Consider the following 20,551-nt stretch of genomic DNA (forward strand, 5'->3'; position numbering starts at 1 on the left):
GTCTCTTTCTTGTTGGTTCTTTACATGCGCGCGAGAACCGCGCCCCAGGTAAAGCCGCCGCCGACACCTTCCATCAGGATGTTCTGACCGGCCTTGATGCGGCCGTCGCGCACCGCCTGGTCGAGCGCCAGCGGAATCGACGCGGCCGAGGTATTGCCGTGTTCGTTGACGGTCACCACCATCTTCTCCGTCGGCAGGCCGAGCTTTTTCGCGGTGCCGTTCATGATGCGGATGTTGGCCTGGTGCGGGATCAGCCAGTCGATATCCGACGGCGGCATCTGCGCGTGTTCCAGCGCCTCGTAGGCGACCTTTTCCAGCACGGTCACGGCCAGCTTGAACACCGCCTGGCCATCCATGTACAGGAATTTTTCGCCCGAGATGGCGGCATTGGTCGGATTCGTCGGGCCGCACAGGATGTCGCCATGGCTGCCATCGGCGTGCAGCTTCACCGCCAGCACGCCCGGCTCTTCGGACGCGCTCATCACCACCGCGCCGGCACCGTCGCCGAACAGCACGCAGGTGCCGCGGTCGTTGAAGTCGAGGATGCGCGAGAACACCTCGGTGCCGATCACCAGCACATTCTTCGCATTGCCGGCCTTGATGAAGGCGTCGGCCGTGGACAGCGCATACACGAAGCCGCTGCAGACGGCCGCCACGTCGAAGGCGCCGCCGTTGTTGCGGATGCCCAGCTTGTTTTGCACGATGCAGGCCGTGCTCGGGAAGTTGCCGTAGAAATCGGGGGTCGAGGTGGCGACGACGATCAGGTCGATCTGCTCGGGCGCCAGGCCGGCTGCTTCCAGGGCCCTGGTGGCCGCCTTGACGCCCAGGTCGGAAGCGCTCTCGTCGGCAGCGGCGTAGTGGCGCGCCGAGATGCCGCTACGGCTCACGATCCACTCGTCCGAGGTCTCGATGCCCTTGGCGGCCAGCTCTGCCGCCAGGTCGTGGTTGGTGACACGCCGCGCCGGCAGATAGCTGCCGGTGCCGATGATTTTGCTGTACACAGTCATTGCTTAGCCCTGCTGAGTGGTTGCGCCTGGCGCCTGCGGGTCGGATGCCTGCGGCATCAGCTCGCTGATCATCGCCGACAGCTGTTCCTGCACGTTGTATTGCGCAGCATTATATGCGCGCCTGATTGCCCAGTCGAAAGCAAATGCATTCGCGCCGCCGTGGCTCTTGAAGACCAGGCCTTTCAGGCCCAGCAGGCCGGCACCGTTATAGCTTTCCGGGTTCAGCTTCTTCAGCGATTTGCGGGCCAGCAGCGCGCCCAGCTTGGACATCGTGGTCTCCATCAAGGTTGCCTTGACGAAGCGCGACAGGCCCTCGACCGCCTTCAGGGTCACGTTGCCGACGAAGCCGTCGCAGACGATCACGTCGACCGTGCCCTTGAAGATGTCGTTGCCTTCGACGTTGCCGTGGAAATTCAGCACGCCGCGCTCATGGTCGGCGCGCAGCAGCGCGGCGGTGGCCTTCACCACTTCGTTGCCCTTGATTTCCTCGGTGCCCACGTTGAGCAGGCCGATGCTCGGGCGGCGCTGCTCCATCGCCTGGAACAGCACGGCGCCCATGATGGCGAACTGGTGCAGGTGATGGGGCTCGCAGTCGACGTTGGCGCCCAGGTCCAGCATATAGGTCGGGCTGCCCTTCTGGTTCGGCATGATCGAGCAGATCGCCGGACGGTCGACGTCGGCCAGGGTCTTGAGGACGTAGCGCGAGATCGCCATCAGCGCGCCCGTATTGCCGGCGGAGACGCAGACATCGGCCTGGCCCTCCTTGACCAGCTCGATCGCGACGCGCATCGACGAATCCTTCTTGCGGCGCAGCGCCACCTCGATCGGATCGTCCATCGCCACGACTTCGGTGGCGTGCTTGATGCGCAGGTTCGGATGCTTGTCCGCGTGATGTTTCTTGAGTTCGGCGCGTACCTGGTCCTCCAGGCCGACCAGGATCAGCTGGGCCTGCGGTTGTTGCTTGAGGAAGGCGAGCGCGCCGGGAATGGTAACTGAGGGGCCATGATCGCCGCCCATGCAGTCAATGGAAATTGTAATTGTCATTTTTCGGGATGAACCGCGCTGCCTCAGGGACGGGCGGCGGCGTGTCCTCGCGCGGCGAGTTGCCGGCCGGACTCAGCGGGATCGAAAACGACGGTACACACAGCAGGTATGCAACCGGAATCAATATCGCAAAAGAGAAAACGGTGCCACGCACTTGACATACGTTGCACCGTTTTCATGGAACAAAACAGCAAGACGCCGATTACTCGTCGTTCTTGGTCTTGATCACTTTGCGACCACGGTAGAAACCGTTCGGGCTGATGTGGTGACGCAGGTGGGTTTCACCGGTGGTCGGCTCGACGGCCAGATTCGGTGCAACCAGGAAATCGTGCGAACGGTGCATGCCGCGCTTCGACGGGGACTTCTTATTCTGCTGAACTGCCATGATGACTCCTAAACATAAGTTCTAAAATTCTAACACAATCGACTTGCAATACCATGCTAATCGAGTATCCCAGCGGCAATTAACTACCTTGCCGACATGTTTTAACGCTGCCTACATCTTGCTGACGCTGCCATACTCGACTGCTGCACGCGTTTGACACGTCTCTTGAGCGCCCGAATGCTTTACCGGCATCCGCTACGCAAAACTTTCAACTACCAATTATTCTGATTTGAGGTTCTTCAGTGCCGCGAATGGCGATACCTTCTCGGACTTCAAGGAGTCCATCAACTTGGTATCAGGGCACACCTCATGCTTCGGTGCCTGCGGCAGGGCCAGCAGGGCTTCATCTTCCAGCAACTGCATGATATCGGCGCTATGGCTGCCGACGATCACGTCGATGGTTTCATCGTCGAGGATTTCCTCGATCTCATCCGCTTCCTGGTCGTCCTTGCCGAGTACCAGCATGGTCGACGAATCGAGTTCATAGCCGAACGGGGCCAGGCAACGCTGGCAGACCAGCTGGACGGTGCCGGAGACGGACAGCGTCATCGACGGGTAACCCTGCTTGGTCTGGCCGCCCTGGATGGACCAGGTAAGCTGGCCCGACGCATCGGCGCAATCGGCTGCCAGGCGGGGCATGTCAGCCACCGGTGTGACACCTTCTCGATAGCCGTTGTTCCGACAAAATTCGAAGGCGTCGATGACAAAAGCGCTCATTTGGAAAAGCTTCCCCGGAAAACCTGCGATAATAACAGGCTTCTTCCCGCTCAGTCAAAGAATTCCGCACCGCAGTCGCACTGGCGTCGCATCCCGACCCCGCCGGTTGCAAGAACCATCGGATTTGCTTGCCGGGAAGGCCTATCTATTTGTTTTGCTTATGAATATTGGACTGGCCGACATGATACCAAGTTCCGCCGCAGCCGGCACGCCCTTACGCTTAATCCTCGCTTCCAGCTCCGCCTACCGGCGCGAACTGCTGTCCCGGCTCGGCCTGCCCTTCGAGGCGATCGCCCCGGATATCGACGAAAGCCCGTTGAACGGCGAAGCGCCGGAAGCGACCGCCCTGCGGCTGGCGCGCGAAAAGGCCGCCGCCATCGCGCGCAGGCATCCGGGCGCGCTCGTCATCGGCTCCGACCAGGTCGCCACGCTGGACGGCGAACAGATCGGCAAGCCCGGCGACCACGCCCGTGCCCTGGCCCAGTTGCAGAAGATGCGCGGACGCCGCGTGACTTTCCACACGGCGCTGTGCCTGTGGGACGGCCGCGACGGCAGCGCGCAAGTGGAGAACGTGCAGGCCTTCGTCAGCTTCCGCGACCTGCCCGACCACGAGCTCGACGCCTACCTGCGCATCGAGCAGCCCTACGACTGCGCCGGCAGCGCCAAGAACGAAGGTCTCGGCATTGCCATTCTCGAACGCATCGACAGTACCGACCCGACCGCCCTGACCGGCCTGCCGCTGATCGCCCTGACCGGCATGCTGCGCCGCGCGGGCGTGCGCTTTTTCGAATAACAAAAAATCTTATGCCAGGCACTCTCTACCTCGTCCCCAACACCCTCGGCCCGCTCGAGGCCGCACCGAACGCCCTCTCGCACATCCTGCCCGAACAGGTGCAGGATATCGCCTCGAAGCTGGAATATTTCGTGGCCGAGAACGCCAAGACGGCGCGCGCCTTTTTGAAACTGGTCGCGGTCGACCATCCGCTGGCGCGTCCGCTGCAGGAAATCAAGATCTCGGAACTGAATGTGAACACGCCGCCGGCCGCCCTGAGCGCCCTGCTGGCGCCGCTGCTCGACGGGCACGACATGGGCCTGGTGTCGGAAGCCGGGGTGCCGGCGGTGGCCGATCCGGGCGCCGACCTGGTGCGCCTGGCCCACCAGCATGGCATCCAGGTGCGTCCGCTGGTCGGCCCGTCTTCGCTGCTGCTGGCCGTCATGGCAAGCGGCCTGAACGGCCAGAGCTTCGCCTTCAACGGCTACCTGCCCACCGATGCGGCCCAGCGCACGAAGCGCATCCAGCAACTGGAACAGCGCTCGCGCAGCGAGAGGCAAACCCAGCTGCTGATCGAGACGCCCTATCGCAATGCCGCCATGCTGGAAGCCCTGGTGAATGCCTGCCAGCCGGGCACCCTGGTCTGCGTGGCGACCGATTTGTCGCTGCCGACCGAATCGGTACGCACGCTGACGGCGGCAAAATGGAAGGCGGCGCTGGCAGCGAACAAGGGGCCGGACTTCCACAAGAAGCCGACCGTGTTCCTTTTATTGGGTCAATAAGAGTCAGTGCGTGGTGGCGTGGGCGCCGAGTCCACGTACCCAATCGAAGGCCGCCAGCTCGATCTCGCGGATCTGCTTGACCGACAGCCCGAGCTTGCCCAGCGCGCGCGCCAGACTGCGCCCGCCCTGCTTGCCCTCCAGCTCCTCGGCCACGCTCAGCATCGCGCCGTAGTTGCCGGCGCGGTCCAGCAGCGCCGCTTTCACTTCCTGCGAAACGTCGACGCGGTCGAGGATGGCCGCCATCGGGATCGCCAGCAACGCATCCATCAGCGACATCATGCCGATCGTGAACGCGGTTTCGGCGCTGGCCGTGTCGCCCGGATGCAGGGCCTGGCTCATCAGCTCGAGCAGGCGGCCGCGCGTGGTGGCCATCTGCAGCAGCGGCGAATTCAGTTCGACGCGGCCATCCGGCGTGCTGTACAGCAGGATCTGCAGCCAGCGCTGCAGCTGGCTGCGGCCGAGCTGGACCACGGCCTGCGACACCGATTCGATATGGCCGTCGGGTCCGGCGGCGCGGCTGTTCACCAGACGCAGCAGGTTCAGGCTCAGCAGCGCATCGCGCTTGACCGCGGCTTCGATGGCGGCATTATCGGCATTCGAGCCGATCAGCTCCAGCAGACGCAGCACGACCAGTTCGGACGGCGAAATCTTCTTGCCCGACAAAATGGCCGGACGCGCGAAATAATAGCCCTGGAAATATTCGAAGCCGAGTTCCAGGCACAGACGGAACTCTTCGACCGTCTCGACCTTCTCCGCCAGCAGCTTCTGGCGGGCGCCGCGCAGACTGATGGCCAGGCGCGTCAGCTCATCCCTGCTGACGCCCTTGAGGTCGATCTTGATCACGTCGACGAGGTCGATCAGCTTGCTAACCTGCTCGGAATGGCCTATAACATCGTCGAGGGCGAACTTGAAGCCGAGCTCTTTCAGCTCCCGGACCCGCGCCAGCACCGCCTCGGTGGGCAGCACGGTTTCCAGGATCTCGAGGATCACCCGGTCCGGCGACAGGAAGCGGACAAAGTCGCTCATCAGCACCACTTCGTCGACGTTGACGAAGGCAAGCTGCTCACCCACCACCTGCTCCATGCCCAGTTGGGACGCATGGGAAATGACGGTGGCGGTCGCGGCGGCGTAATCGGTCAGTTGCGCGTCCTCGTGCTCCGGGGCGGCGCGAAACAGCAGCTCGAACGCCACCAGCTTCTGGTCGCGCCCGAGTATCGGCTGGCGCGCCAGAAAAAATTCTTCGGACGGCATGGACGTGACAGCCGTTGCATCCGCGTGCATCGTAAAAAACTCCTGAAAATCAATTTCGGCAGGCACACGCGCGCCGGGGCCGGGGCGAAGCCCGGCACCAATGGAACTATACTACAGAGTCGAAAGTCTTTACATTTCGATATCGTATCAAATCGTTACTTGCGCTTCGGGCCGCGGGCGGACGATGTCGCCTGTTTGGCCTGGTCGGCGTAACGGAAAGCGGGCGTGCGCTTTTTGGCGGGAGCGGCGGGCGCCTCCCCTTCGGCTTTGGCCGCCGCTTTGGGCGCGCGGTCGCCGTAGGGCTGACCGGGCAGGCGCAGGCTGCCGGCACCGGACAGCGGGCTGGCGCGGCGCGCATTGCCGATCGGCTTGCGCGGGCCGCCGGTATCCAGGCCGCGCGGATTGGCGGTGCCGGTCACCTGGGTACCCTTTTCGATACGGAAAGTGGCGCCGCTGTCCTGGCCCAGCACCTGCACCAGGTAGGGCATGGTCTCGCGCAGCGTCGCTTCCAGCGTGTAGGGCGGATTCAGGATGAACATGCCGCTGCTGTGCATGCCGGTGCCGTCCGGGCCCGGCGTCGCCACGGTCAGGGTCACGTGCAGCCATTCCTTGGCCGGCAGGCGCTTCAGGCGGTCGGCGAACTGGCGCGACTCCATGCGCTGCAGCACCGGATACCAGATCGCGTAGATGCCCGACGGGAAACGGCCAAGGGCTTCCTCGAGCGCGTCGCGCACGTGCTTGTAGTCGAGCTTGACTTCATACGGCGGGTCGATCAGCACCAGCGCCCGGCGCGAAGGCGGCGGCAGCAGCGCTTTCATGCTCTGGAAACCGTCGGCGTGCTCGATCAGGATGCGGCGGCCGCGGGCGCGCTCGCCCTGCTCGGCCTTGTGCGCTTCCAGCTTGCGGAAATTCTCGACCAGCAGCCGCGTATCCGCCGGATGCAGTTCGAACAGGCGCAGGCGGTCCTCGGGACGCGCCACCTGTTCGGCCACGTAGGGCGAGCCCGGGTAGTAACGCAGCTTGCCGCTGGGGTTCATGCCGCGCACCAGGTTCACGTAATCGGCCAGCGGGGCCGGCAGATCGTCGCGTTCCCACAGGCGCGCGATGCCCTCCAGGTACTCGCCGCTCTTGACCGCCTGCGCACTGTCGAGCGCGTACACGCCGGCACCCGAATGGGTGTCGATATAGGTGTAGGCCGTGTCCTTCTGGTTCATGTACTGGTGCAGTTGCACTTGTACAAAATGCTTCAGGACATCGGCGTGATTACCCGCGTGATAGGCGTGGCGGTAGCTGAACATGGTATTTCCAAGGATGAGGCGAGAAAGCCGCCATTATCGCTTAGATGCGCCCCGTTCCCAAAAATTAAAAAACCGCAGCGTCTTGCGAGCGCTGCGGCGGTCCGCGAACAACGGAGGAAACTGATTAAAAGCGTTTAGCGCTACGCGACTTTTTTCTCGTCGAAGAACTGCTCATCTTCAGTCGAGCCATGGAGAGCGGTCGTCGAGCTCTGGTTCTGCTGGATGGTCTGGGTCACGGCATCGAAGTAGCCGGTACCGACTTCGCGCTGGTGCTTGACCGCGGTGAAGCCTTTCTCGGCGGCGGCGAATTCCGCTTCCTGCAGCTCGACGAAGGCCGACATGCCGCGCCGCGCATAGCCATGCGCCAGGTTGAACATGCCGTAGTTCAGGGCGTGGAAGCCGGCCAGGGTGATGAACTGGAATTTGTAGCCCATCGCGCCCAGCTCCTTCTGGAACTTGGCGATGGTGGCGTCGTCCAGGTTCTTCTTCCAGTTGAACGAAGGCGAGCAGTTATAGGCCAGCATCTTGCCCGGGAATTTCTCGTGGATGGCTTCGGCGAAGCGCTTGGCGAAGGCCAGGTCCGGCTTGCCGGTCTCGCACCACACCAGGTCGGCGAAGGGTGCGTAGGCCAGGCCGCGCGAAATTGCCTGCTCGACGCCGGGCTTGACGCGGAAGAATCCCTCGACGGTGCGCTCGCCGGTGCAGAAAGGCTGGTCGTTGGCGTCGACGTCGGAGGTCAGCAGGTCGGCCGCTTCGGCATCGGTGCGGGCCACCAGGATGGTCGGGGTGCCCATCACGTCGGCGGCCAGGCGTGCCGCGGTCAGCTTCTCGACGGCTTCGCGCGACGGCACCAGCACCTTGCCGCCCATGTGGCCGCACTTCTTGACCGAGGCCAGCTGGTCTTCGAAGTGGACGCCGGCGGCGCCCGCTTCGATCATCGACTTCATCAGTTCGAAGGCATTCAGCACGCCGCCAAAACCGGCCTCGGCATCCGCGACGATCGGTGCGAAGTAATCGATGTCGTCCTTGCCTTCCGACCACTGGATCTGGTCGGCGCGCTGGAAGGTGTTGTTGATGCGCTTGACCACCATCGGCACCGAATTGGCCGGATACAGCGACTGGTCCGGATACATCTCGCCGGCCAGGTTGGCATCGCCCGCCACCTGCCAGCCCGACAGGTAGATCGCCTTCAGGCCGGCCTTCACCTGCTGCATGGCCTGGTTGCCGGTCAGCGCGCCCAGGGCGTTGACATAGGGTTCGTTATTGATCAGGTCCCACAGCTTTTCGGCGCCGCGGCGCGCCAGGGTGTGCTCGATCTGCACCGAGCCGCGCAGGCGCACGACGTCCTCTGCCGTGTAGTTGCGGGTCACATTCTTCCAGCGCGGATTGGTGTCCCAGTCCTGCTGCAGGGCGGCGATTTGCTGTTCACGAGTTGCCATGCTGTTTCTCCTGATGATGAATGGTGAAAACCGGGTTGGAGGGAAGCGTCGTTGGGAACATCATAATCTTGGTTGTGCACAGCACAAACACTCTTATATAAGACAAAGGATCATTTTTATTTCTATTTCAATCAATGACTTGCGCTGATCATTTCATGATACGAGAACAGATTTCTTAAAATGGAAACGGGTCCACCCATTCTTTTCGTGCGGTTTTCATATTCGTGGAGAGCATTCCGGATGGTGAAAAATGATCGCCGTGAGCCGATCTTGCCTATCCACGGCCCAGCCGATCATAAGTTGCCACCCAGAATTAAAAATTGAAGAGCGTCAGCGATTCAAAAGAAGTGAACGATCCCAAGCTGCAGGCCGCGCGCATCGGCACCGGCATAGGCCAGCGGCAGACCTGCCACCGCGGCGCCGTTCAGGGTGTAATTGCCGATGTTGCGGTTGCGCAAGTAAGACAGGGTGGAATACAACTGCGTGCGCTTGGAAAGCGTATAGATCAGGATCGTACCCAACTGGGACGCGCCGCTGTCCCGGCTGCTATGGTCGCGCAGGTGCGTGTAGCCGACGCCGAGGTCCAACGCCGCCGTCAGGTGGTAGCGAACCGAGCCCGTCAGCACGTCCTTGTCGATCTGCGCCAGCGGCGACCGGGCGCGGTGATAGCCGAGGTAGACGGTGGCCGGTTCGAATTCGTAGTGGCCGCCCGCGTACAGGGCTTTCTGGGTATCGGTATCCTGGGCGTTGCGCACCGCCTGATGGACCAGCGACAGGTGCAGCCGCTGGCGGTCGTAAGTGAGCGCGCCGGAATAGCTGCCGTTGGCGGACTTGGCGCCGCCGGTGGTGCCGAAGCCGTAGTAAAGCTGGAAGCGCACCGGCCCCAGCGCCGGCGAAAAATAGGATACCGTGCGGTCGGTCCGCACCGTGTAGGTCGAAAAATTGTTCAGGCCGGAGGCCATCGAGGCGCCGACGAAGGCGTCGAGCCGGTTCTCGTTCAAGAACATCAGCGCGTTCTGGCGCCCGACGCGGATCTGGCCCATGGCACCGCCGACGCCCACCCAGGCTTGCCGCGAAAACACGCGTGTCGGGTCGGCCGCGGCGCCGGTGTCGGACTTGAAGCCCTGTTCAAGCACGAACTCGACGTTGTTGCCGCCGCCCAGGTCTTCCCTGCCTTTCACGCCCCAGCGCGTGCCGTACAGGCCGCTCGAGTCGATGGCGGTCTGGTAGCCCTTGCCGGTGTTGGTATGCTGGGCGAAGGTATCGATGACACCGAACACCTGGACGCTGTTCTGGGCCTGGGCAGTGGATGCGGCGCACAACAGCGCGATGCCCGCGGATAAAGCCTTGTACATGAAGTCTCCGGAAGGTGTTATGTTTTTCGCGGGCGCAGCGGGACCCGGCATGGCCTGGTGGCCATGCGCTCTCGTTCTCAGGAAAAAGCGGCCGCCGTACCGGCCGCGCCTCAGGTGCGCTTCAGGGGCGCGGCACAGCAGCTGCAGCTGCAGGCGTGCGCGGACCGCGCAGTTTCGGCATGGCGAGGGCCGCCAGCATGCCGAGCACGATCACGCCGGCCAGCACGACCAGTCCCAGGTCGAGGCGCTGGGTGGCCTGCTTGACCAGGCCCAGCATCCAGGGCGCCGCGTAGCCGCCCAGGTTGCCGATGGTCGCCATCAGGGCGATTGCGGCCGCCGCCGCCGGCCCGACGAAGAAGTAGGAAGGCAGGGTCCACATCACGGCGAACGAGGCCAGGATGCCGCCGGCCGCCAGCGAAAGACCCAGCAGCGAGACGACGATTTGGCTGGAAAACGCCGCGCTGAGCAGCAGGCCGCCGGCGCCGGCCAGCGCGGCCAGGATCATGTGCCACTTGCGCTCGCCCCGGCGGTCCGAGCGCTTGCCGATCACGATCATGGCAATGGCGCCGAAGCCGAAGGGAATCGCCGTGATCAGCCCGTTCGTCAGCAGGCTGTTCACGCCCAGGTCCTTGATGATCTGCGGCAGCCAGAAGGTCACGCCGTACAGGCCGGCCAGCAGGCTGAAGTTGGCGAAGGCCAGCAGCCAGGCATTCGGATCCTTCATCACATGGCTGAACTTGTGGCCGGCGCCGCTGGCCTGCTGGGCCCGGGTTTCCTGCGCCAGTTCGCTGGTCACCACGTTCTTTTCGGCCTCGCTCAGCCACGCTGCATCGGCGGGGCCATTGTTCAGGAAGAAGAAGCAGACAATGCCCAGCAGCATGGCCGGCGCGCCTTCGACGATGAACATCCACTGCCACCCTGCCAGCGACAGGTAGCCGCCGAAGGTGCTCATGATCCAGCCGGACAGCGGCGCGCCGATGACGACCGCAACCGGCATGCCGAGGAAGAACAGTGCGCTCACCTGGGAGCGCAGGCGCCCCGGGAACCAGTAAGTCAGGTACAGGATGATCCCCGGGTAGAAGCCGGCCTCCGCCACGCCCAGCAGGAAGCGGAACAGGTAGAACATGCCTGGCGACGAGACGCAGGCCATCGCCATCGAGATCAGGCCCCAGACCACCAGGATACGCGCAATCCAGAACTTGGCGCCGACACGCTGCAGCATCAGGTTGCTCGGAATCTCGAACATGCAATAGCCGAAGAAGAAGATGCCGGCGCCGAGGCCATAGGCGGCGTCGCTCAGACCGACGTCGGCCGCCATTTGCAGCTTGGCGAAGCCGACATTGACGCGGTCGAGGAAGGAAATCACGTACAGGAGGATCAGGAAAGGCAGCAGGCGCGCCGCGATCCGGTTGTAGCTCTGCGCTTCGAGCGGTGTGGTGAAGCTGTTCTGGTCCAGCAAGTTCATAGTGGTCTCCGTTATCGTTTTAAATGCGCCCTGGCGGCGCGCGGAAGGTCATTCCGGGACATGCGTTCTATGGCGCCTCGTGCCCGGACGTTTCAGAAGCTGACTGCGTGCGCTCCCTTGAGGCCGAGCATGGCGCGGGCCTCATCGGGCGTGGCGACGTCGAGCGACAGCGCTTCGAGGATGCCGCGGATGCGCCTGACCTGGACCGCGCTGCTGGTGGCCAGCCGGCCCGGGCCATCCCACAGCGAGTCTTCCAGCCCGACCCGCACATTGCCGCCCATCGAGGCGGCCATGGATGCGATCGGCATCTGGTGGCGGCCGGCGCCGAGCACCGACCAGATGTAGTCGGCGCCGAACAGGCGGTCCGCGGTGCGGCGCATGTGCATCACGTCCTCGGGGTGGGCGCCGATGCCACCACGCAGGCCGAACACGGACTGGATCAACAGCGGTCCTCGCAGCAGGCCCCTGTCGAGGAAGTGCGCGGCCGTGTACAGGTGGCCGATGTCGTAGCACTCGATCTCGAAGCGGGTCTCGTTCGCGCCGCAGGATTCCAGGATGTAGGCGATGTCGCGGAAAGTGTTCCTGAAGATCAGGTCATCGCTGTTCTGGAGGTAGGGGCGCTCCCAGTCGTGCTTGAATTCCTTGAAGCGGTCGAGCATCTCGTACAGGCCGAAGTTCATCGACCCCATGTTCAGCGACGCCAGCTCCGGCCTCAGGCGCAGAGCCGGCTGCAGGCGTTCCTCGATCGCCATCGCGGGCGAACCGCCGGTGGTGAGGTTGAGGACGACTGGCGACGCATCCCGGATGGGGGCAAGGAATTCGCGGTACAGGCCGACGTCCTGGCTCGGCCTTCCGGTCGAGGGGTCGCGGGCATGCAGGTGCACGATGGCGGCACCGGCCGCGGCGGCGTCGATCGCCGCCTGCGCGATCTCCGCCGGCGTCACCGGCAGGTAGGGCGACATCGAGGGTGTATGGATGGCGCCGGTGACGGCACAGCTGATGATCACTTTTCTCATGTCGATCCTCAATCAATCGAATATCGGACAACTCACCGGCGCCACCGCGCCGCTAACGCGCCATGTAGCCCAGGCTGGCGGAAATCGCCCGGGCCGCGTCGGTCAGTTGCTGCAGCAATTCTTCCGGCGGCGGCTCCGGCAGGAACTGCACCGAATCCACCACCGCGAGGGTGCCGATCAGGATGCCCGCGGCGTCGAACAGCGGCGCTGCCACGGCGTTCAGCCCGGTCACCGCCTGGTTCGGCGCACTGGCCCAGCCCTGGCGCCGGACTCGCGCCAGTTCTTCCTTGAGCTGGGCCGGGTCGACGATGGTCTGCGGCGAGTGGGCGACCAGCGGTTTGCTCAGCTGCCGCGCCAGCAGCTCGGGTTGGCCGAAGGCCAGCGAGACCTTGCCCTGCGCACTGGCATGAAACCCCATCAGCGAACCCGGCCGGACCGTGATCTCGATCTGCGACTGCCCCAGGCCCTGCACCACCGACAGCACGCGCACGCCCTCGTCCTCGGAATGGCAGAGCACCACCGAACTGCCGACCCGGTCGCGCAGGGCCCGCATCGTGGCTGACGACACCTGCACCAAGTCGAAGTTGCGCATCACGGCATTGCCCAGCGCGACCAGACGCGTTCCCACCTTGTAGCGCCCGGCATCGTCCTGCACGATGTAGCCCTGCAGAAGCAAAGTGCGCAGGTGACGAAAGATCCGGCTCTTGGTGGTGCCGAAAGCGGTCGCCAGTTCGGTCACGCCGATCGCCTCGCTCTGGCGCGCCATGAATTCCAGGATGTGCAGCGCGAACACCACCGCCTGCACGCCCTCCGCCGCCTTTGCCGTACCCTCGCTGCCGCCGGCGTCCACATCGTTCTCCTTCGTCGCGTTCGTCATTTGGTGTCATTAGGAAAGTTAAAGGTCGCCCAGTATACTTTCCGCGCCACCCTTTGCGGCGATGCGATCACGCTGGCGCCGTCCATGCGCCCTCCCCGACGTTCCCAGCCGTTTGCGCCAGCGACAGGTCGTCGGCACCGGCCGCCGCGCGCTTGGCCCACCAGTCCGGGTCGCCGGCCAGCGCCAGCACGCGTTCGCGCCATTCGTCCAGCATGCGCAGGCGCTCGGCCGGCGCGACCCGCGGCGCCGCATAGGCAACGAAAGGCGGCGCCGTCTCCAGCCCCAGGTATTCGAGCATGCAGTGCTGGGCGCCATGCAGTACCTGGACGATCTCGCCGTAGCTGCCCTCGCGCGTGAAGCGCTGCGCCGTGCCGCCGGTTGCGATGCCCAGCAGCGCCCGGCGTCCCCGGAAAAAGCCGCTGTCGTAGCGCTTGCCGTCGGCATACGCAAACCCATACGCCAGCACGCGGTCGAACCAGCCTTTCAGGATGGCCGGCATGCCGCCCCACCACAGCGGGAAGGTGAACAGCAGCAGGTCGGCAGCGGCGACGCGTGCCTGTTCGCGCCGCAGGTCGTCGGCAAAGCCATCGTGGCGGCATGCGTGGGCCTGCTCCGTCTGGTAGTGGAAACGCTGCGGATCCGCCACGGTGACGAAGTCGTGGCGTCCGCCGACCGGATCGAAGCCTTCCGCATACAAGTCCGACACCTGCACGGCATGCCCGGCAGCTTCCAGCGCCTCCCTGGCCACGTCCTTCATGGCCGAGGTGAACGCCGACGGCTCCGGATGCGCGTGCACGATCAGGATGTTCACAGGGCCAGCCCCATCAGCTGCGCCGCATTGGTCGACGTCATCTTGCGCACGTCGTCTTCGCTGTAGCCCAAGTCGAGGCAGATCTCGATGACGTTGCGGAAGCCGTCGGCGATCTTCGGATTGCCCGCCTGGCCGAGGTCGGAGCCGAGGATGGTGCGTTCCACCGTACCCGCCTCGATCAAGCCGCGCAGCGTCTCCGGATCGTAGAATTTGAATTTCGAGTTCTCGGCGAACATGCACATCGAATGCTCGATGTAGACGCCCATGCCGACCAGGCGCCGGATATCGTCCAGGTTGGCATCGACGATGTAGGTCGGATGGTTGGTCAGCAGCCGCTTGACGCCGCGTTTCCTGGCCTCTTCAAACAGCGGCCAGATCTCGCTGATATGCAGGTGGCCCGACGACAGCACGACGTCGTTTTCCGCGATCATGTCGAGGATCGGCAGCACTTCCGGCAGCAGCTTGCCGTCGGCGTCGAGCACGGTCAGCGGCGCCGGCGCCATCATGCGCTTGTCGGACTTCGGGAACTTGAAGTTGGCATCGGCCTTGTGGTGGGCGATGTGGTTGGCCGAGGAAAAGGTCGGCATCCAGATCAGGCGCGCGCCGAGTGCGATGCCGTGCTCGACCGCGTAAAGGTTGAGTCCGCCCGACTGATTGTTCAGCGGCACGCCTGACAGCAGTTCGACGTTCAGGTGGCCGTAATGCTTGTTGAGCATCTCGGTCACCGGCGTGGCCGAGTAGTAGTGGTCCTTGATCAGCAGCGCGCGCAGTCCGGCTTCGGACGCCTCGTGCATCGCTTCATGGTGGTCGCAGTAGCGCGGCATCACCGACGGGCCGCTGTGGCAGTGCAGGTCGATCGCGCCTTTCATCAGGCGTTGCGACATTCCGGGGTCGCGCTCGCGCCATGCAGGGGTAAATTCGCTCATGGTTGTCTCCTTGTTGGTTTGATTTTCAGGCAGATGCCGGGAAGCGCAGGCCGGCGGCCGCAGCGCGCAGCAGCGACTGGTCCGAACCGACGACGAACAGGCTCACGCCCATGTCGAGGTATGCCTGCGCTTCGCGCATGTGGCCGATGTGGATGCCGACCGCCTTGCCGCGGCTGCGTGCGGCTGCGCACACGGTCCGCACCGCCTCCTTGACCGCGGGATCGCCGACGTCGTCGACGCCGTAGGACACCGCGAGGTCGGCGCGGCCGATGAACAGGCAATCCGCCTCATCCATACCGGCGATGGCCTCGATGGCCTCGACCGCTTCGCGGTCCTCGATCTGGCAGACCGCGACACTGTCGCGGTCCGAGCAGGCAATGTGCTCGGCCATGCCGGTCGCGCCATAGCCGCCGGCGCGCGGCGAGTTGGAAAATCCGCGCACGCCGCCGCGATAGCGCACTGCGGCGCCGATGCGGCGGACCGTGGCCGCGTTGCGCGCATGCGGCGCCACGATCCCGGTAGCGCCGAGGTCGAGCGCGCCCTGGATTTCCGGGCCATCGACGCCGGCCACCCGGACCAGCGCGGGCAATCCCGCAGCGCGCGCCGCCAACAGGCAGGGGTCGAGCGCGGCACGGTCGAAAGGCGCGTGCTCGGCATCGATGACGATGAAATCGAGACCAGCGCCGGCCAGCACTTCGACCAGTTGGTGCGAGGGCGTCTTGAAGAAAGTTCCGACCAGCGGCTGGCGCTCGCGCAGGCGCTGGCGGAACGTCGGGGTGGCGTCGGTCATGGCTGCACCGCTGCCGCTTGGACCTGCTCCTGTTCCTGCTCCTGGTAGGCGACCAAGTGCTTGTAGTCGTCGCGGATCGGCGAGAACAGGTCGAGGTTGTAGACCACTTCGTCACCGATTGGCTCGGCGTAGTGCATGGTATGCGGCGGGATGCGCAGCATCGAGCCCGGCGTCATCTCGAACTTTTCGTCGCCCACGTAGTAGTTCATCCGGCCTTGTACGCAAATGGCGATCTGCTCGAAATCGTGCTGGTGCGGACGCAGGTCCATGCCCGGGGTCGCGAAGTTCATCACGGCCATGAGGTTGTCACCCCGGTAGCCGACTCGCTCCACACCCTTGCGCACGACTTCGCGTGGCAGCGAGTTCCAGTTGTACATCCGGATTTTCGGTTTCGTCTCCATTCGTCCTCTCCTCTATGTTGTTTCGCAGGGCGAAACAGTGTTTCGCCAGTGATTACAGTGTAGAAGCTTGATTTTTTCTTGTCAACGAAAACCTGCGTCCTGAAAAGCCTGCCTTCTCAAACGGGCCCTGATCCACTATGTTGTGAATTTGTTGATTTATGTCACTCAAAAGTTCAATTAAGAAAGAAAAATTGACAAAAATCATCAATTTCATCAATATGTGACTTGCCTGTCATTACAGAGAATCAAGAAAAACATGAACAAGACCATCAAGAAGTTCCTGCTGGGCAGCCTGCTCGGCGCCGCCAGCATTACCAGCGCCCAAGCGGGCCTGCTCACCTACCAGGGCGTCACCTTTACCTCGGCCTGGTCCGGCAATGTGCTGACCCTCGAGATCGATGCCGCTGGCCGCAGCGGCGACTGGACCCGTGCGACGGGCCTGGCGGCCCTTGGATTTAATGGCATCGGCAATTACACCGGCGTGAGCGTCAGCACGGCGCCCGGCGGCACCAGCGCCTGGAAGACCTCGAGTTCCGAGCTGAACGCCAGCGGCTGCTCGGGCGGCACCAATGGCCAGGCAGGCAGCCGCCTGTGCTTCTCCGGCCAGCAGATCGCCCTCGCCGACAACATGGTGTTCAGCTTCACCTTCAGCGGCAGCGACATCCAGGCGGTCGATCCGCACGTCAAGGTCGAGTTCGTGAGCAGCAAGGGCAAGAAGGTCGGCAGCCTGCTGTCGCAGACCTTGCCGGCGTCGCCGAAGACCAGTGCGCCCGCCGCCGGTGCGGCCGCCAACAGCCCTGTCCTCGAGATTCCGGCCGAGGACATCCTGCCGAGCGCCGCACTGCCGACGGCCGACGCGAGCAGCCCGCTCGAGGCCGGTGATCCGACCGCAATTGACGCCAACCCGGCCGCCGTGCCGGAACCGCAGAGCATCACCCTGCTGCTGGGCGGCCTCGGCCTGATGGGCTTGATCGTGGGCCGCAAGCGTCGCGCCTGAATCTGGCCACGCCCTGCAATAGGCCGCCCTGTGCGGCTTTTTTTGTTTTCCCGTCAATATATTTGTTACAAAGGCTGAGTTAGCTGCCTAACAGAGACCGGGGCTTCCTTCCCCCTACCCTGTGTTCGCGGACTCATCCGTATCGCCGGTTCGTTCGCAGGACGCGAAGGGCCGGCACCCGAAACACAAAGAAAAGGAGAAGGATCGGCGCCTTGCAGCTGAAGGACATCGGCCGCTTCGACAACGTGAGCCTGACCGCTGTCCCGGGCGGCGCGGCCAACTGTACGCTGTCGAGCAATGCGCTGAACGCGAACGGCTGCGGCGGCGGCGCCCACATCGGCAGCGGCCTGTGCTTCTCGGGCCAGCACGACGCCCTGTCCGATTTCTCCTCGCTGCTGGGTGGATTGGCGCTGCTGGGGGCGACGGCAAGGCGGCGCCAGCCTAAGCGTCAAAGCCAACTTGGGTTCCCGCCTTCGCGGGAACGACGTTCCAAAAAAATACGCCCTGCCCGGCTTCCCGGACAGGGCGTTTTCACATCGTAGCGGCCGGCTTACTTGGCCAGCTCGACGGTCTTTTCTTCGCCAAAGGTCAGTTCGCTGCCATTCACGCCGACATGGATCGTGTCCTTCGGCCCGAAGCGGCCGGACAGGATCGCCTTCGACAGCGGATTCTCGATCTGCTGCTGGATCGCTCGCTTGAGCGGGCGGGCGCCGTACACCGGATCGAAGCCGGCTTCCGCGATCTTCTGCAGGGCGGCGTCGCTGATGTCGAGCGACATCTCCATCTTCGCCAGACGCTGCTCCAGACCGGCCAGCTGGATCTTGGCGATCGCGCCGATGTTCTTCTCGTCGAGCGCATGGAAGACCACGATCTCGTCGATACGGTTGATGAACTCGGGGCGGAAGTGTCCGCGCACCTCGGCCATTACCGCCAGCTTGACCACCGCCGGCTCGTCGGTGTCCATCGACTGGATCTTGTGCGAACCCAGGTTCGAAGTCATGACGATCACCGTGTTCTTGAAGTCCACCGTGCGGCCCTGGCCATCGGTCATGCGGCCGTCGTCGAGCGCCTGCAGCAGCACGTTGAACACGTCCGGGTGCGCCTTCTCGATCTCGTCGAGCAGGATCACGCTGTAGGGCTTGCGGCGCACGGCCTCGGTCAGGTAGCCGCCCTCTTCATAGCCGACGTAACCCGGCGGCGCGCCGATCAGGCGGGCCACCGAATGCTTCTCCATGAACTCGCTCATGTCGATGCGGATCAGCGCCTCCTCGGTATCGAACAGGAAGGCGGCCAGCGCCTTGCACAGCTCGGTCTTGCCGACGCCGGTCGGGCCCAGGAACATGAAGGAGCCATACGGCCGGTTCGGATCGGCCAGGCCGGCGCGCGAGCGGCGGATCGCATCGGACACGGCTTCGATCGCCTCGTCCTGGCCGACCACGCGCTCGTGCAGCTTCTCTTCGATGTGCAGCAGCTTGTCGCGCTCGCCTTGCATCATGCGTGCCACCGGGATGCCGGTCGCGCGCGAGACCACTTCCGCGATCTCCTCGGCGCCGACCTGGGTGCGCAGCAGGCGCGGCTTGCCGTCGGGCGTTTCAGCCTGCTCGCCGGCCACCTCGGCATCCTTCAACTGCTTTTCCAGTTCCGGCAGGCGGCCGTACTGCAGCTCGGACATGCGGCCGTAGTCGCTCTTGCGCTTCGCTTCCTCGATCTGCAGACGGATCTGCTCGATCTCTTCCTTGATATGCGCAGTGCCCTGCACGGCTGCCTTCTCGGCCTTCAGGATTTCCTCGAAATCGTTGTACTCGCGCTCCAGGCGCACGATCTCTTCCTCGATCAGCTCCAGGCGGCGCTGCGAGGCCTCGTCGGTTTCCTTCTTGACCGCTTCGCGCTCGATCTTCAATTGAATGAGACGGCGGTCCAGCTTGTCCATGACTTCCGGCTTGCTGTCGATCTCGATCTTGATTTTCGAAGCCGCCTCGTCGATCAGGTCGATCGCCTTGTCGGGCAGGAAGCGGTCGGTGATGTAGCGGTGCGACAGCTCGGCCGCGGCGATGATCGCCGGATCGGTGATCTCGACCTTGTGGTGCAGCTCGTACTTCTCCTGCAGGCCGCGCAGGATGGCGATGGTCGCCTCCACGCTCGGCTCGTCGACCATGATCTTCTGGAAGCGGCGCTCGAGCGCGGCATCCTTCTCGACGTACTTGCGGTACTCGTCGAGCGTGGTCGCGCCGATGCAGTGCAGCTCGCCACGCGCCAGCGCGGGCTTGAGCATGTTGCCGGCGTCCATCGCGCCTTCGGCCTTGCCGGCGCCGACCATGGTATGGATCTCGTCGATGAAGACGATGGTCATGCCTTCGTCATGGGCCAGCTCCTTCAGCACGGCCTTCAGGCGTTCCTCGAATTCGCCGCGGTACTTGGCGCCGGCCAGCAGGGCCGCCATGTCGAGCGACAGCACGCGCTTGCCCTTCAGCGAATCGGGCACCTCGCCGTTCACGATGCGCTGGGCCAGGCCCTCGACGATCGCGGTCTTGCCCACGCCCGGCTCGCCGATCAGCACCGGGTTGTTCTTGGTACGGCGCTGCAGCACCTGGATCGCGCGGCGGATCTCGTCGTCGCGGCCGATCACCGGGTCCAGCTTGCCCATGCGGGCGCGCTCGGTCAGGTCGAGGGTGTACTTCTTCAGCGCTTCGCGGTTGCCTTCGGCATCCTGCGAATTCACGTTTTCGCCGCCGCGCACGGCGGAGATGGCCGATTCGAGGGCTTTCTTCGCCAGGCCGTGTTCGCGCGCCAGGCGGCCGGCGTCGGATTTGTCATCAAGCAGCGCCAGCAGCACCATCTCGCTGGACAGGAACTGGTCGCCGCGCTTCTGCGATTCGCGGTCGGCCAGGTTCAGCAACTGGACGAGCTCGCGCCCGACCTGGACGTCGCCGCCGGTGCCGGACACTTTCGGCAGGCGCTCCAGCGCATTGCGCAGCGCGGTCGCGAGGCCGCCGACGTTCACGCCGGCGCGCTGCAGCAGCGAGCGGGCGCCGCCGTCGTCCTGGTTCAGCAGCGCACTCAGCAGGTGCGCCGGTTCGATGTATTGGTTGTCATTGCCGACCGCCAGGCTCTGGGCATCCGCCAGCGCTTCCTGGAGCTTGGTCGTCAGTTTGTCTTGCCGCATATTCTTATCCCCTAGTGTGGTTGGGTGGTTCTCAAGTTGGAACCAAGTTAGGGAT

The 20,551-nt window shown here is 64.1% G+C and carries 20 protein-coding genes; 4 read left to right on the plus strand and 16 right to left on the minus strand.

What is annotated here, in order from left to right; all coding sequences use genetic code 11:
- Nucleotides 1-20 precede the first annotated feature (20 nt).
- From NX782_RS13050 to NX782_RS13065, 4 genes are all read right to left on the minus strand, one after another.
- Complete coding sequence (locus tag NX782_RS13050) at nucleotides 21-1,007, minus strand: beta-ketoacyl-ACP synthase III (RefSeq protein WP_308632945.1); 987 nt, start codon at nucleotides 1,005-1,007, stop codon at nucleotides 21-23.
- A gap of 3 nt (nucleotides 1,008-1,010) precedes the next feature.
- Nucleotides 1,011-2,051: a phosphate acyltransferase PlsX gene (gene plsX / locus NX782_RS13055; protein WP_258845902.1), complete on the minus strand. Its 1,041-nt coding sequence runs from the start codon at nucleotides 2,049-2,051 to the stop codon at nucleotides 1,011-1,013.
- A 202-nt stretch (nucleotides 2,052-2,253) separates the two neighbouring features.
- Nucleotides 2,254-2,436 carry a 50S ribosomal protein L32 gene (gene rpmF / locus NX782_RS13060; RefSeq protein ID WP_036168414.1) on the minus strand — a complete coding sequence of 61 codons (183 nt, stop codon included), beginning with the start codon at nucleotides 2,434-2,436 and terminating at the stop codon, nucleotides 2,254-2,256.
- Between the two features lie 219 nt (nucleotides 2,437-2,655).
- Nucleotides 2,656-3,153, minus strand: a complete 498-nt coding sequence (locus NX782_RS13065; protein WP_258845903.1) for a YceD family protein — start codon at nucleotides 3,151-3,153, stop codon at nucleotides 2,656-2,658.
- A gap of 181 nt (nucleotides 3,154-3,334) precedes the next feature.
- On the opposite strand from NX782_RS13065, the gene NX782_RS13070 reads away from it, so the two are divergent.
- Nucleotides 3,335-3,946, plus strand: coding sequence for a Maf-like protein (locus NX782_RS13070; RefSeq protein ID WP_258845904.1), 612 nt, complete (start codon nucleotides 3,335-3,337; stop codon nucleotides 3,944-3,946).
- 11 nt (nucleotides 3,947-3,957) lie between these two features.
- A complete protein-coding gene (locus tag NX782_RS13075) occupies nucleotides 3,958-4,707 on the plus strand; it encodes an SAM-dependent methyltransferase (RefSeq protein ID WP_258845905.1) in 750 nt (249 codons plus the stop codon).
- A gap of 3 nt (nucleotides 4,708-4,710) precedes the next feature.
- On the opposite strand, the gene NX782_RS13080 is transcribed toward NX782_RS13075, so the two are convergent.
- From NX782_RS13080 to NX782_RS13130, 11 genes are all read right to left on the minus strand, one after another.
- Nucleotides 4,711-5,988, minus strand: a complete 1,278-nt coding sequence (locus NX782_RS13080) for an EAL and HDOD domain-containing protein (RefSeq protein WP_258845906.1) — start codon at nucleotides 5,986-5,988, stop codon at nucleotides 4,711-4,713.
- Nucleotides 5,989-6,113: 125 nt separating this feature from the next.
- Nucleotides 6,114-7,256 carry a 23S rRNA (adenine(2030)-N(6))-methyltransferase RlmJ gene (locus tag NX782_RS13085; protein WP_258845907.1) on the minus strand — a complete coding sequence of 381 codons (1,143 nt, stop codon included), beginning with the start codon at nucleotides 7,254-7,256 and terminating at the stop codon, nucleotides 6,114-6,116.
- Nucleotides 7,257-7,396: 140 nt separating this feature from the next.
- Nucleotides 7,397-8,695 (minus strand): isocitrate lyase, encoded by a 1,299-nt coding sequence (gene aceA, locus NX782_RS13090; RefSeq protein WP_258845908.1) that lies wholly within the window; start codon nucleotides 8,693-8,695, stop codon nucleotides 7,397-7,399.
- Between the two features lie 338 nt (nucleotides 8,696-9,033).
- Nucleotides 9,034-10,050: a porin gene (locus NX782_RS13095; RefSeq protein WP_258845909.1), complete on the minus strand. Its 1,017-nt coding sequence runs from the start codon at nucleotides 10,048-10,050 to the stop codon at nucleotides 9,034-9,036.
- Between the two features lie 121 nt (nucleotides 10,051-10,171).
- Entirely contained in the window at nucleotides 10,172-11,515 is a 1,344-nt protein-coding gene (locus NX782_RS13100; RefSeq protein ID WP_258845910.1) for an MFS transporter, read from the minus strand.
- Nucleotides 11,516-11,607: 92 nt separating this feature from the next.
- On the minus strand, nucleotides 11,608-12,531 hold the full coding sequence (gene kce, locus NX782_RS13105) for a 3,5-dioxohexanoate:acetyl-CoA acetone transferase (protein ID WP_258845911.1): 924 nt from the start codon (nucleotides 12,529-12,531) through the stop codon (nucleotides 11,608-11,610).
- A gap of 52 nt (nucleotides 12,532-12,583) precedes the next feature.
- A complete protein-coding gene (locus NX782_RS13110) occupies nucleotides 12,584-13,408 on the minus strand; it encodes an IclR family transcriptional regulator (protein WP_258845912.1) in 825 nt (274 codons plus the stop codon).
- Between the two features lie 67 nt (nucleotides 13,409-13,475).
- Nucleotides 13,476-14,219 carry an NAD(P)H-dependent oxidoreductase gene (locus NX782_RS13115; RefSeq protein WP_258845913.1) on the minus strand — a complete coding sequence of 248 codons (744 nt, stop codon included), beginning with the start codon at nucleotides 14,217-14,219 and terminating at the stop codon, nucleotides 13,476-13,478.
- A complete protein-coding gene (locus tag NX782_RS13120; protein WP_258845914.1) occupies nucleotides 14,216-15,145 on the minus strand; it encodes a DUF6282 family protein in 930 nt (309 codons plus the stop codon). Before NX782_RS13120 ends, NX782_RS13115 begins: the two co-directional genes overlap by 4 nt.
- A 25-nt stretch (nucleotides 15,146-15,170) precedes the next feature.
- Nucleotides 15,171-15,935: an HpcH/HpaI aldolase family protein gene (locus NX782_RS13125; RefSeq protein WP_258845915.1), complete on the minus strand. Its 765-nt coding sequence runs from the start codon at nucleotides 15,933-15,935 to the stop codon at nucleotides 15,171-15,173.
- Nucleotides 15,932-16,336, minus strand: coding sequence for a cupin domain-containing protein (locus tag NX782_RS13130; protein ID WP_258845916.1), 405 nt, complete (start codon nucleotides 16,334-16,336; stop codon nucleotides 15,932-15,934). Before NX782_RS13130 ends, NX782_RS13125 begins: the two co-directional genes overlap by 4 nt.
- 256 nt (nucleotides 16,337-16,592) lie before the next feature.
- Between NX782_RS13130 and NX782_RS13135 the strand changes: the two genes are divergently transcribed.
- Nucleotides 16,593-17,333, plus strand: coding sequence for a PEP-CTERM sorting domain-containing protein (locus tag NX782_RS13135; protein WP_258845917.1), 741 nt, complete (start codon nucleotides 16,593-16,595; stop codon nucleotides 17,331-17,333).
- A 212-nt stretch (nucleotides 17,334-17,545) separates the two neighbouring features.
- Entirely contained in the window at nucleotides 17,546-17,875 is a 330-nt protein-coding gene (locus NX782_RS13140) for a hypothetical protein (RefSeq protein ID WP_258845918.1), read from the plus strand.
- An 8-nt stretch (nucleotides 17,876-17,883) separates the two neighbouring features.
- Here the strand turns inward: NX782_RS13140 and clpB are convergent, their stop codons facing one another.
- On the minus strand, nucleotides 17,884-20,496 hold the full coding sequence (gene clpB, locus NX782_RS13145) for an ATP-dependent chaperone ClpB (RefSeq protein ID WP_258845919.1): 2,613 nt from the start codon (nucleotides 20,494-20,496) through the stop codon (nucleotides 17,884-17,886).
- Nucleotides 20,497-20,551 lie beyond the last annotated feature (55 nt).

The organism is Massilia norwichensis (assembly GCF_024753245.1).
In the GTDB taxonomy this organism is placed as follows: Bacteria; Pseudomonadota; Gammaproteobacteria; order Burkholderiales; family Burkholderiaceae_D; genus Telluria; species Telluria norwichensis.

Coding starts and splice junctions, on each gene's coding strand:
- NX782_RS13050 (WP_308632945.1), bottom strand. CDS start 1,007: ATGACTGTGTACAGCAAAATCATCGGCACCGGCAGCTATCTGCCGGCG.
- plsX (WP_258845902.1), bottom strand. CDS start 2,051: ATGACAATTACAATTTCCATTGACTGCATGGGCGGCGATCATGGCCCC.
- rpmF (WP_036168414.1), bottom strand. CDS start 2,436: ATGGCAGTTCAGCAGAATAAGAAGTCCCCGTCGAAGCGCGGCATGCAC.
- NX782_RS13065 (WP_258845903.1), bottom strand. CDS start 3,153: ATGAGCGCTTTTGTCATCGACGCCTTCGAATTTTGTCGGAACAACGGC.
- NX782_RS13070 (WP_258845904.1), top strand. CDS start 3,335: ATGATACCAAGTTCCGCCGCAGCCGGCACGCCCTTACGCTTAATCCTC.
- NX782_RS13075 (WP_258845905.1), top strand. CDS start 3,958: ATGCCAGGCACTCTCTACCTCGTCCCCAACACCCTCGGCCCGCTCGAG.
- NX782_RS13080 (WP_258845906.1), bottom strand. CDS start 5,988: ATGCACGCGGATGCAACGGCTGTCACGTCCATGCCGTCCGAAGAATTT.
- NX782_RS13085 (WP_258845907.1), bottom strand. CDS start 7,256: ATGTTCAGCTACCGCCACGCCTATCACGCGGGTAATCACGCCGATGTC.
- aceA (WP_258845908.1), bottom strand. CDS start 8,695: ATGGCAACTCGTGAACAGCAAATCGCCGCCCTGCAGCAGGACTGGGAC.
- NX782_RS13095 (WP_258845909.1), bottom strand. CDS start 10,050: ATGTACAAGGCTTTATCCGCGGGCATCGCGCTGTTGTGCGCCGCATCC.
- NX782_RS13100 (WP_258845910.1), bottom strand. CDS start 11,515: ATGAACTTGCTGGACCAGAACAGCTTCACCACACCGCTCGAAGCGCAG.
- kce (WP_258845911.1), bottom strand. CDS start 12,531: ATGAGAAAAGTGATCATCAGCTGTGCCGTCACCGGCGCCATCCATACA.
- NX782_RS13110 (WP_258845912.1), bottom strand. CDS start 13,408: ATGACGAACGCGACGAAGGAGAACGATGTGGACGCCGGCGGCAGCGAG.
- NX782_RS13120 (WP_258845914.1), bottom strand. CDS start 15,145: ATGAGCGAATTTACCCCTGCATGGCGCGAGCGCGACCCCGGAATGTCG.
- NX782_RS13125 (WP_258845915.1), bottom strand. CDS start 15,935: ATGACCGACGCCACCCCGACGTTCCGCCAGCGCCTGCGCGAGCGCCAG.
- NX782_RS13130 (WP_258845916.1), bottom strand. CDS start 16,336: ATGGAGACGAAACCGAAAATCCGGATGTACAACTGGAACTCGCTGCCA.
- NX782_RS13135 (WP_258845917.1), top strand. CDS start 16,593: ATGAACAAGACCATCAAGAAGTTCCTGCTGGGCAGCCTGCTCGGCGCC.
- clpB (WP_258845919.1), bottom strand. CDS start 20,496: ATGCGGCAAGACAAACTGACGACCAAGCTCCAGGAAGCGCTGGCGGAT.